Here is a 12,079-nt window from a genome sequence, read left to right as displayed (position 1 = left end):
TACATGTAAGTACAATCAACTAGCTCTTATCCTATTCAAATCTAAAACTTAGAATGAGTCTTTACTAATGAGTGTACTAATAATGCTGTTCTCGTGGTCTGTTGCCAATAGCAGTGTATAACGGTGATTAAGGATAAATTTATAATCTATCACAACACTATTTGAACCTGACTTTGCAGTTAGCGACACCAGTTCTGAATTATTTTTGCACGAAACAATATGGTGAATATCGGAGTCACCAGGCACTAAGTTTGCACTTTGGCCATCAGCACATTTACCCTCCAAATTCAATGTTGCATTTTCTGATAAATCGAACGCATCTATCACAATAGCGCTTTGTGAGGATGGCTCAAAATTGGTATGAATAAGCGACTGAGATAGCTCGGTTTCACCGTTGTGATACGTGACCAAAAGAGTAGATGTATCATCGATTTGTTCGTTAAAGGCTGTGCTAAAGCCCGACGTGAGTTGCTCTTTATTGTTTGCGTTGTTTGCTGTCACGCTGACTTTATTTTGGCCAGGAAAGCCTAAGGTGAACTTTACTGTTTCATTTACTTTAGGTAAAAACACACCACCTGATGTAACGTATGGCATGATACTATACGTAGTCCGCTTAACTTCAGTATGAGAGCCGCCCACTGACTTCACATAGTGGTAGTTATGGTCTAATTCAATGTTCGTCATATTGATGGCGGTAATACCTAGGATGCTCTCAGTCACGTTCACCGTGTTATCAGTGGTCGTATCAACTCCCGATTTCACATCCACCTCTTCAACTTTTTTATTTTTATCGCTGCCGCCACCGCAGCCTGCAAGAGTAGTAAGTAGTATAAGGCACGACGCAGTAATATGTATTTTCATTAATCCCTCTTTTTGTAATATTTTATCTAATGCAACATTTGCATTAAATCATATTGTAAATAGCACAACTGTTATAAAGTGTTATAAATAGTTTGAATTTAGAGCAAAAAGCTCAATTAAATAATTCAACCAGTTGGTTCTTAATGGAAAGTTAAATTCCCAGCCATGTTAAAAGTGGTAATATTTTATATTTATGATTCAGAGTTCAAAGTAATTCCAGCTATTGAGCACTCAAAGTGTAACTCCCCCAAAAAGTTCACACAGTTCGTGACATACGCTGGATCCATGACGCATACTCTTTACAAGCAATGAGTTATTATGATGTAAAACACCCAAGGAGTAGAGTGTCGGTGCACAACACCCTCAGTCCAAAAGAATGGCAGAGTTAACAGCAGCAGTGTAAGCGAGGTAACGTTAGTCTCCTTAAAGCCATTCGCGGTGTCAAACACTCATCAACTAACGACAACAATGAAAGTATCGTGTAAGCGACCCCAACAGTAAAAGGATAGACCCAGTTATGAGTCTGGGTCTATCACCCCTTTGAAGCCAAAGTGTTTAAGCTTTAGTTGCATATGGCTATGTTACCAGCCGGCATATCCTAGGTTGTCTTCACTGTCACTGGGACTGCCAACAATATTACCAAAGCAATTTACATGGGCACGATAATCATCACTGGCCCACGCTTTTCCGTAACCGAACCCTTGGTCGGCACCACGTACATACACGTCTTGGCGATTATCAATCATGGATTCAATATTACGCCAGACCGTCCCATCTCGTTTACTCACGTTATGCCAACCGGCACCTGGACTTGAAGCTTGAATACGCACCTCTGCATCTGGTGGGAATTGACCGCGCTCAAACTCAACATATTTACCATCACCTATACGGGTATCATTAACCAAAATAATACCGCCAGAACGGACACTGTAACGCAATTGATGGCTTGTACAGAACTTACCGTCAATCCCTCCAGTAGTGGTGTAAGCATCTGTATATGATAAGTAGCCGTCTTTTCCGTCACCTTGGAAGAACACACCAACTCGGCGTTTTAAGCCACCCATGTTGGCTTTAATTGCAGTTTCAACACCTGTACTTGAGGTAAAATCGTCAACACCAAACACGTTTAGTGGATAGCCTCGGGTAACATACCAACGCAGCATGTCATTGATACCTTGATGATGAACCGAAGGCAAAGAAGTATATAAATCATTGTTACGGGAATCCATCCCTTCGCGGTTGGCTTTCTTTGCCATCTCAATCAAGTTGCTCGCCGTACCCTCAAAACTCATTGAGGCCGCAAAAGTGGGCATCGCTGGCGCTGCTAATCCACATACGGCAGCTGCTAATGGCGCTAATGGTCCCGTTGCAAATGCCCCTGCACTACACATACCGGTGATCATGCCGACAGAACCCGGATCTCGCAGTAGGCCACCAATAATATTTGCCGTATCAGGTGTGACAGCAGCGGACATATAGCTCATGGTATCTTGTGGATCTTGTAAATATTCTTGTAACTTACCAAGTCTCTCGTTAAATAGGCCTTCAGGGTTTGTTTCACCTTTAAATTTATATCGAAAGCCATTTGTCCAGAACTTGTCATCATGAGGGTTGTTACTCGTATTACCAGAAATCATCACCATGATATTCTTACCGGTCGACAGTAACTGCGAAACCGTAGGGTTAAAGTTGTTGGCAAGTGAACTTTTGGTCACCATTCTGTCACCCATCACTGACACAACCTTGTCAAAAAACGCTTGTTTTTCAACTTCAGTCATACCATCAACTTTATTACCGTCAGTACCTGGTTTATGAAAACGACTCATTTCTAACAATACAATTTCATCGGGGTTATTACTGGCAAAGTCAGCAATCTGTTGCAGCGATGTAGTTAAATCATTGCTTCCAGCTGCACTGTGAAACCACACATATTTTAGCTTGCCATCAGCTTGAGGCAAGCCGGCAACGCGTAAGTCCAAATACCTAAAACCGGCTTCTAGTTGCGCTTTAAAGTCATCAGTCTGAGTCTTATCCCAGTTAAACACTATTTCTTCAAAACCAAGCTCGTAAGCCTTGGTGAAAATATCCTCTTTTTTCACCAAAGGGTTGCCTTGTTCAATATCATAAGAACCACTATCATGAGTTCCGGGGATCACAATTTGTGAGAGTTTTTTGTCTTTAATATGCTGATATATTTCACTCATCCAGCGTTTTTTATCAATACCAAAAACCCCAGAAACAATTTGGAACTAATCAATTTCATCATTAAAGTGAGACATTTTACTGATAGGATAATCAGTCTCAAAAGTCACGCCTCTAAAGTCATCATAACTAAAGCCCTTTAAGCCAATCCCAGAGCCATGCATCGAAATAGCAGAAGTGCCATTTTTAAAGCGATGCATATTGGACACTTGCTCACCTTCAGCGGCACAAAATGCAGTACCGCGATATTCTGGATGTTCCCACAGACAAATATAATTATTACTCGGGCGGTGTGCTACTTTAAAAGAGTCAACATCATCATCAAACTCACCAAATTCGGCGATATCTTCGTAACTGGTAAAACTTTCGCCACTAAAGTTTGAGTGAGAGTACCCCGTAAACGTCACCTCTCCAGAAAGCCGCAAAGACGAATTAGAATTAATCATGTTAGTCAGGTTACTAACGCTCTCCCCTGCCTCTGCGCATTGTGCAGAGCCACGATAATTTGGATGCTGCCAAATACAGGCGAAGTTATTGCTACTGCGCTTTATTACTTTAAATGAATCTATATCATCGTTAAAGGAACTCATCTCGGCTACAGGTAACATCATAGTCATTGTCGAACTAGAAAAATTAGCTCGTTCATAACCGATAATTTTTACATCGCCATGAATACTCACCGATGAAGTTTCATTCTTAAAGCGATTAAGATTTGATACTGACTGACCCTCCGCGGCACAAAATGCGGTACCGCGTTGATTTGGATGCTGCCAAAGACATGCAAAATGTTGGCTTGGCTTATTAAATACAACAAAAGAATCCATATCATCGTCATACTCCCCAAGCTCTTTAATACTAACAAAACTAGTAAAGTAATCATCCTGCTGATGGGAACGCTCAAAACCAGACATGGCAACATTTTTACCTACTTTTATGGATGACACTTTGTTTTTCTCATTCATATCATTGTAAGCGCCTACACCATAACACCCCATTAAGTTATTAAAACCAGGATCACGGTACAAACAAACTTGATCGTCATTAGCCCAGCTATGTCCAGACATAACGAGTAAATAAAGTGGAACTATTTTTCTCAAGGTTATCCCCTTTAAATTGAAATTCTAAAATCACATGCCCCACTGAAAACTCAAAAAATTAACAAGCAGGCATCTTTTTTTATCATCAAGGCAACGCGAAAAACAGAGCAAAAGACAAAAGCAAACAATTAAAAATATCAGTAGGTTAATGCTTACAATTAACGACAGCAAACGACATAACTTGACAGACGAGCACGGCAAAATTTGGCAACATTAAAACTGAAAATGCTAATAAAAGGTTTATTTTTTGTTATTTAACGAAAGGAGTAGTAAATATGAAAAAACCAATTTTGACATCAGCTATTGCACTTGCATTATCTAATGCAACGCCAGTTATGGCAGATTGGGCAAGTGATGCGCTAAGCCATCAATCACGGTTACAGAAGCAAGTACCGTTAGTTGATGGTATTTATGCTGGTACTCATAATTCGTACAGTTCAAATGCTTATAATTTAAAACTTTATGAAAACCAAGATATCAGTATTACAGCACAGCTTAATGCTGGAGCAAGAATTTTAGAACTCGACATTTATCGCACCCGCGACGTTGAGTACGGTGCATTATATCTATGCCATAGTTCAGGTCGCTGTAGTACAGCAGCCGGTACTCTTAGCGAGTATATCTACTTTGATACCGCACTACGAGAAATCGCAACATGGGCGAAAGCTAATCCAGACCAAGTGCTACTTATTAAGATAGAAAATGGCAATCTAGAAACTGAAGATTGGGTATATTTCCGTGAAGGTATACAGATGCAAATTGGCGATATTGTGTACCGTCCAGAGGGTCGCTATAGCTCAATCCCTTCAGACCTCACACCAAAACATCTATTAGATTTAGGTAAGCAAATATTATTTTTCGGATGGTCAGCGGACAAGAGTGATATCTCAAAAGAATGGATGTTTCAATACAATGGCATAGAAGAAGGTAATGAAGGTCCTTGGAGTAACTGTTCTAAACATGCTGGCGAGGGTAAGTTTTCCTTGTTTTTTGAACAGCGAGACGAAGATAATCCAACACCCGATACTCATATACGCCCAAACGAAGTGAGCGGTAGATCAAAATGTGGTGGCACGTGGTTCGGCTTTGATTGGTTATCGGCGCAAAATGATGCTCGTATGAAGGCAGCAGTTTGGAGTTGGGCGGAAAATCAACCTGATGCTATTGCGGGTACGGGTGGCACTGACAACGTCTCTTGTGCTGTGAGCCATCAAGGTAGATTTTATGATGATAGCTGCGGCTTGAGTTTTAAGTTCGCTTGCGAAAACCCAGAAGGAGAATGGAAAATCACTACTACCACCGGCCCTTGGTCTACAGGTGAATCTCAATGTCAAAGTGAATTTGGTGATGATTTCCGCTTCTCAGTGCCAAAAACGTCTAAGCAAAACGAGTCGTTAAAAATGGCTTCGGCTTTGACCGATCACTGGGTTAACTACTCAAAAGGTCACGGCGAGCACTGGTTAAGTGGAGAAGACCGCATCGCGCTGAGCGACGAGACGCGGCAAGAGTCACTTTTAAAAGCGGCGATTGTCACCGATTATACTTTCAATTATTCAGATGAAGATACGGATGCCGGATTAAACTTAGCCATCTACCGCCCTAAGCTTCCTGGTGCAAATTGGTATATGCTTGGCGATACCCCAGCCTTTGCCGCAGATGGCCCTCACGCCTCTGGATATGCACGCCACCCAGGTCAGTCAATTGTGGTTTATGATGATGGTTCAGGAAAATTGGCAGATCCAATTCGTTATGATTGGAAGTGGAATGATTGGAAAACTGGTGGTAAATACGATATCACCTTTTGGCACCCAGTTGCTCCTAGCGGATATACCTGCCTAGGCGATGTGGCTGTTCGCTCTCACGACAGAAGTCGTCCAAATCTGCCAATCAAATGTGTTCGCGATGATTTATTAGTCGACGGACAAGCACATTTTTATTGGAATGATAACGGTTCAGGTGGTGAATATAATGCCACAGCTTATCTCACCATCGCAAAAGGAGATGCCAATGTTAATCATACTACAGTAGCAAACACCATCAGGTTAAGTGGTGGAACTGCTCATAAAGTGCTTAACTTTGATAAAATTGACATTATAAATGGCCCCAAAGCGATCATTGATAAACAATACACCGAAATAAAGGCACTCGGTAAGTGTATTGAGCCAAGCAATGACGCTTTCTATGACGGCTTGAATGTTCAATTATGGGATTGTAACACCACAGCACGACAAAAATGGGCATATGATGAGGCAACAGGGTTTATCAGAAATCAACATAACCCACTATACTGCCTTGACAGCACAGGTGCCACCGGTGACTTTGATAGTGTTACTATTTATCAATGTACTGACCATATTAACTTGAAGTGGAGTTGGACAGGTGAGCGTATCAAGCCACTAGCCAATTCAGCTTTATCTTTAGATGTACTCGAAGCCAATTCGGCAAATGGTACGGATATTATTCAGTATCAAGATAATAATAGCGCCGCGCAAGTTTTTACTAGAGGCAATTAAAACATAAAATCAAGAGCTACCTTGGGTAGCTCTTACTATCCTGCGCTCGATTACCAAAAGCAAGTAAGACTGACGTAAAACACAGACGACACAATAGCGAGCAAAATACTAACTATACTACAGAAGCCGGTATACTCTCTGGTTACACTAGTACGATTTTAGTTACAGGAGACGAAACCAATTCCTGTCTAGCCTGTTAAACTCTCTAATTCAATAAGGTATGTATACGCATGCTCTTTGTTGTTGAAACAAATGTCTATATCGACATCGAAGTCCAAGCAGACTTTAGGCCTTTCTGGTTTTCCAAATAGCTTACACAAATCATTATTATCTAGCTGAACACATCGAACACCTGAAGGCTTTCCATCGGGCATCCCTGGAATAGGTGTTGTAATGGACGGTGCCACACAGCATGCGCCACACCCTTTTCCCACCTTATCAATACACGGGGAACTATCTGTAGCTATGAATGTACCAACCGGCATACTTGCACCACCTGAGGTTTTTAAAATTGATGTATATTTTAGTACATTCAATTCTTACTCATCAACTCTTTATACGTAACCAACAAACGCCAACCTATAAAATAGTAAATCTGATAATTCAGGTTTCGTCGTAGTAACTCGCTCACCCTTTTATGTTTAAAAATAAAGTATCAAAAAGGAGATGTTATGATTTATCTTACTGATTGATAATCTTAGATTTTCCTTAGAGCCAGAGGCAACGCTGCCTTAGAATGTAACGATTAATTTAGGTACGCAAAGCTTTGTTACATATTCCCGTAGGATTTAAACACCTCGACATAACTATTCGCGTATCCTTAAGCTTATCGATGATCCAGAGCCGTTAATCTGGATTATTAAAAATCATTCAACAGGAAGGATTTTAACGTGGCTAGTAAAAAACAAATCATTCTACCGGTTGCCGTTCTCGCGGTGGGTATTGCAGCGGCTGTTGCCATGTCTGCAATGAAACAGCCTCCAGAAGAAAAACCAGAGGAAATCACTCATCCACTGGTGCAGGTTCAACCAATTGAAGTTGCACCAGTTCGACTCAACGTCTCTTCATACGGTGTCGTCGCACCTAAGTATAGTACCGAGTTAGTCGCTCAAGTAAGCGGCCAAGTTATTGAGCTTGATGAGAAATTTGTAAAAGGCGGTTTTGTCAAAGAAGGTGATATACTGGCGCGTATCGACCCTAATGACTACGAAGCTGCGCTTATTGAGGCCGAGGCTGCACTGGCACAGGCAAGTTCTGCGCTAGAAATAGAACAAGCTCAAGTGCAAGTTGCCAAAGCTGAGTGGCAACGAATAACCGCCAACGCGAACGAAAAAATCCCATCAGAGCTTTATTTGAGAAAGCCACAGCTTGCAGAGAAGCTAGCACGCTTTAAAGCAGCACAAGCTGCGGTAAAACGTGCCAAGCGCAACTTAGAACGTACTTATATCCGCGCCCCTTACGATGCAATTATTGAGTCTCGTACTGTCAGTCTTGGTAGTGTAGTAAACCCAGGTAATGGCTTTGGTAAACTGAATGCAACTTCTGTCGCAGAAGTTAGACTCCCTGTAGCAGACAAAGAGCTACAATACCTACCTCAACAAGGCGTAGGCGCTGAAGTAATGTTAACCGCCGACGTGGCTGGTCAGTCTATGAGCTGGAAAGGACAAATTGTCCGCAGTGAAGGAGTAATAGATAACAAAAGCCGGATGACATACCTTGTGGCTCAAGTTGAGCAACCCTACAGTCATTTGCTAAAACCACTTAGGTTTGGTGCTTACATTAATGCTGAAATTCAAGGTCTATTAATTGAAAATGCAACACTTATCCCTCACCACTTAGTTAAATCTGGGCGCGTAGCGACGCTCGATGACCAAGATAAACTCAGCTATAAAAAACTTAACATCATCCGTGAATATAACGGTATGGTCGTTGTAGATAATGGCGTTAGCGCCGGTCAACAGCTTATCACCTCAGCCCTAGACTACCCTTCAGAGGGAATGCAGCTACGCATAGATGATGCTGTCATGCAAAGTGCCAACACACAGCTGGCACTTAAAGAGGAGTAAGTGATTATGCAAAGCACAGAAAAAGGCCTAATCGCTTGGTTTGCAAGAAACCCTGTCGCTGCCAACCTACTGATGATTTTTATTATCGTAGGAGGACTGCTCACCGCATTCTCAATTCGCAAGCAGATGTTTCCGCAATACGACAGTAATTGGATTAGTGTCCAAGCTATATACCCTGGTGCAGCACCTCAAGAAGTCGAAGAAGGTATCACCATAAAAATCGAGGAATCCATGGAAGGACTCGAAGGAATAAAACGACTAATTACTTACTCAAACCGAGGTTACTCTCAAACATGGATAGAAGTGGATGAACAGTACGACACCAAAGAGGTGCTTGATGAAGTAAAAATGCAAGTTGATGCTGTATCAACATTCCCTTCGGGTATGGAGCGCCCTATTGTTCGCCATGACAAAGCAACACAAGAGGTGATGTGGCTATCATTAAATGGCGATCTCACTCCTCATGATCTCAAAGAACTGGGTAATCGTATTCACGAGGAGATGCTATCACTCCCTGGTGTCAACCTAGTGCGCTTTGATGGCGGGCTGGATTACGAAATATCAATAGAGATAAGCCCCGATAAAATGCGTGAATATGGGCTGAGCTTTAGAGCCGTTGCTGACGCCGTTAAAAACTTTTCAGCAAACATGTCCGCAGGACAAATCCGTTCTGAAAATGGTTACATTTCAATGCGCGTCGAAAATCAAGCATACCGTGGTGATGAATTTAGAAAACTCCCCCTGTTGACTCTACCGGATGGCGCGCAAGTCTATTTAGGTGATGTAGCCATCATTAATGATGGTTTTGAAGAAGGTTTACAGTACTCGAAATACAATGGTAAAAATTCTCTTGTGTTTGAGGTGAGTGCCTCTAAAGATCAGGACATTACCAAAGTCGCCTCTGTGATAAAAAATTATTTGGAGGCTAAAAAAGGCGCTTTACCACAAGGTGTTGAACTAGAACCATTTATTGATTTGACCTACTACCTAAATGGCCGCCTTAACATGATGTTAGAGAATATGGCGCTTGGTGGCGTATTGGTTATGTTAATGCTTGCGCTATTCTTACGTGTTCGTCTAGCATTTTGGGTTATGATGGGGCTGCCAGTGAGTTTTTTGGGGGCATTTTTAATGATGCCTATTGGCTTTTTAGACGTCACAATTAACTTAGCCTCACTGTTTGCATTTATCCTCGTGTTAGGAATAGTAGTCGATGACGCCATTGTTGTTGGTGAATCCGCTCACGCAGAAATCGAAAAGCATGGCCATAGCTTAGATAATGTTGTTCGAGGAGTGAAGCGAGTCGCAATTCCTGCAACGTTTGGAGTACTGACAACAGTTGCTGCATTTTTGCCACAAACCCTAGCAACAGGACCAACAGCTGCATTTTCTAAAGCCATTGGTGGCGTTATTATTCTTTGTTTGTTGTTTTCTTTGGTTGAATCTAAGCTAGTTTTACCTGCCCACTTAGCAGCAATGAAGGACAAACCTAGCAACCCAAAAAACCCGTTTCATCGGTTAAGAGAAAAGATGGATCGTGGCTTACAAAGTCTTATCGAAAACAGCTATCGACCTTTTATTAACCGCTGTATCCATTACCGTTATACCGTCATTGTTGGATTTTTGGCTGTACTTATTGTCAGTGCAGGAATGTTTGCTGGTGGCTTAGTTAAGTTTGTTGCTAACCCTAAAATTCCACACGACTTTCCAAGAATTTCTATTGATATGAACTTATCGTCATCAGAAACAGCAACTTTGAACTCGATCCAAAAGATAGAACAGATGGTGCTTAGTGTTGATAAAGAAATCGAAGCTGAATATGGAAAAAAGATGATCCGTGATTATATGGTCAACATGAATGGCCGTACCAGTGCTAACATCATGGTTATCTTAGTTGAACCAGACGCTCGTCCAATCGACACTTTTGCATTGAGTGCTAAGTGGCGTGATGCAATGCCCACGCTGCCTGGAGTGAAGTCGTTAAACATTCAAGATAGTATTATGAATGGTGGACGTGATGACGGCGATATTAGCTTTAGGTTAGAAGGTAGAGAAAAGGCTGCACTACAAGAAGTCGCAGCTAAATTAAAAGATAAATTAGCCACCATCGAAGGGGTTGGTGACATTAACGACTCGATGCAATCTGCAACCGATGAAGTGCAGTTAGAGCTTAAGCCACTGGCCTACAGTCTTGGGCTCACTTTGGCGGACGTCGCCTCTCAGGTTAACTTCAGTTACTATGGTCTTGAAGCTCAACGTATCTTACGCGATGGTGAAGAGATTAAAGTGATGATCCGTTATCCAAAAGAACATCGTGATACAATTAGTGACATCCAAGATGTTCGCATCTTAACACCACAAGGCGCTGAAGTTCCGCTAGTGGAAGTCGCTGATGTAAAACTCGTCGATGGTGTTAATCGTATCCGTCGCGAGAATGCCAAACGCACTATCAACGTATGGGCTTCAGTAGATACAGAAGTAGCTCAGCCATTTGAAATTGCTAAACAAATTCGTGATGAATACTTACCGAGCTTACTCAAAAATTACCCAAGTGTACAAAGTGCTGTTGCTGGGCGAGTTCAAGAAGAGATGGATAGTGTTGCCGAGCAAATTCGCGATTTTGCGCTCTCGTTGATGATCATCTTTGCCTTACTCGCAATACCACTGCGCTCTTACTCACAACCACTTATTATCATGTCGGTTATCCCATTTGGAGTAGTTGGTGCAGTATTTGGTCATATGGTTTTAGGGATGACCATGAGTAGCCTATCTTTCTTTGGGATCATCGCAGTTGCTGGTGTCGTGGTGAATGATTCCCTCGTTATGGTCGATTTCGTCAATAAAGCACGCGATGCAGGAACTAGCTTGAAAGATGCAGCGGTTGAAGCCGGCTGCAAACGCTTTAGAGCGATTCTCTTAACGTCGCTTACCACGTTTATCGGTTTGGTACCTATCATTATGGAGACTAGTTTACAGGCTAAGATAGTGATCCCGATGGCTGTTTCGCTGGCCTTTGGTGTACTCTTCGCCACAGTGATCACATTGGTGCTTATTCCATGTCAGTATGTTGCGCTGGAGGATGTTAAACGCCTTGGTCGCAAGTGGCTCAAAAAAGACGGGCATGAGCAATCAAAGGTAGCAACTGAGTTGAAATCTAACACCAATTAAACTCTGAGCATTTCGTTTGGATTGGGGTGAACTACCCCTCTTCGAATTTTAGTTCTAAAAATATATTTACATTACTAGCCCACCAAAAAGCTCGGAAACTTTTCCGAGCTTTTTATCGTTTGTAAAATGCGTTCTGCAAAGTATGAGTTAGTTAGCTAATTACCCGAGTCTC

At 42.0% G+C, this 12,079-nt stretch carries 7 protein-coding genes; 3 read left to right on the top strand and 4 right to left on the bottom strand.

Annotation, left to right across the window (positions count from 1 at the left end):
• Positions 1-48 precede the first annotated feature (48 nt).
• From HUZ36_RS06335 to HUZ36_RS06325, 3 genes are all read right to left on the bottom strand, one after another.
• Positions 49-861 (bottom strand): hypothetical protein, encoded by an 813-nt coding sequence (locus tag HUZ36_RS06335; protein WP_176032383.1) that lies wholly within the window; start codon positions 859-861, stop codon positions 49-51.
• Positions 862-1,442: 581 nt separating this feature from the next.
• Positions 1,443-3,065 carry a hypothetical protein gene (locus HUZ36_RS06330; RefSeq protein WP_176032382.1) on the bottom strand — a complete coding sequence of 541 codons (1,623 nt, stop codon included), beginning with the start codon at positions 3,063-3,065 and terminating at the stop codon, positions 1,443-1,445.
• 45 nt (positions 3,066-3,110) lie between these two features.
• On the bottom strand, positions 3,111-4,160 hold the full coding sequence (locus tag HUZ36_RS06325; protein WP_176032381.1) for a peptidase inhibitor family I36 protein: 1,050 nt from the start codon (positions 4,158-4,160) through the stop codon (positions 3,111-3,113).
• Positions 4,161-4,435: 275 nt separating this feature from the next.
• On the opposite strand from HUZ36_RS06325, the gene HUZ36_RS06320 reads away from it, so the two are divergent.
• Positions 4,436-6,673, top strand: coding sequence for a ricin-type beta-trefoil lectin domain protein (locus HUZ36_RS06320; protein WP_176032380.1), 2,238 nt, complete (start codon positions 4,436-4,438; stop codon positions 6,671-6,673).
• A 188-nt stretch (positions 6,674-6,861) separates the two neighbouring features.
• Here the strand turns inward: HUZ36_RS06320 and HUZ36_RS06315 are convergent, their stop codons facing one another.
• The gene (locus tag HUZ36_RS06315; protein ID WP_125252769.1) at positions 6,862-7,158 is read right to left on the bottom strand and encodes a YkgJ family cysteine cluster protein; all 297 of its coding nucleotides are present in this window, start codon (positions 7,156-7,158) and stop codon (positions 6,862-6,864) included.
• 405 nt (positions 7,159-7,563) lie between these two features.
• Between HUZ36_RS06315 and HUZ36_RS06310 the strand changes: the two genes are divergently transcribed.
• Entirely contained in the window at positions 7,564-8,739 is a 1,176-nt protein-coding gene (locus HUZ36_RS06310; protein WP_176032379.1) for an efflux RND transporter periplasmic adaptor subunit, read from the top strand.
• Positions 8,740-8,745: 6 nt separating this feature from the next.
• The gene (locus HUZ36_RS06305; protein ID WP_176032378.1) at positions 8,746-11,907 is read left to right on the top strand and encodes an efflux RND transporter permease subunit; all 3,162 of its coding nucleotides are present in this window, start codon (positions 8,746-8,748) and stop codon (positions 11,905-11,907) included.
• The last annotated feature ends 172 nt before the right edge of the window (positions 11,908-12,079 follow it).

This window comes from Pseudoalteromonas sp. McH1-7, from assembly GCF_013366255.1.
GTDB classification, from domain to species: domain Bacteria; phylum Pseudomonadota; class Gammaproteobacteria; order Enterobacterales; family Alteromonadaceae; genus Pseudoalteromonas; species Pseudoalteromonas peptidolytica.
The sequence above is the reverse complement of the archived record's forward strand: the minus strand, read 5'-3'. Positions and strand labels throughout refer to the sequence as shown.

Bases quoted from the DNA above. Each gene is read 5' to 3' on its own strand.
- HUZ36_RS06320 (WP_176032380.1), top strand. From the start codon at position 4,436: ATGAAAAAACCAATTTTGACATCAGCTATTGCACTTGCATTATCTAAT.
- HUZ36_RS06305 (WP_176032378.1), top strand. From the start codon at position 8,746: ATGCAAAGCACAGAAAAAGGCCTAATCGCTTGGTTTGCAAGAAACCCT.
- HUZ36_RS06330 (WP_176032382.1), bottom strand. From the start codon at position 3,065: ATGAGTGAAATATATCAGCATATTAAAGACAAAAAACTCTCACAAATT.
- HUZ36_RS06335 (WP_176032383.1), bottom strand. From the start codon at position 861: ATGAAAATACATATTACTGCGTCGTGCCTTATACTACTTACTACTCTT.
- HUZ36_RS06315 (WP_125252769.1), bottom strand. From the start codon at position 7,158: ATGCCGGTTGGTACATTCATAGCTACAGATAGTTCCCCGTGTATTGAT.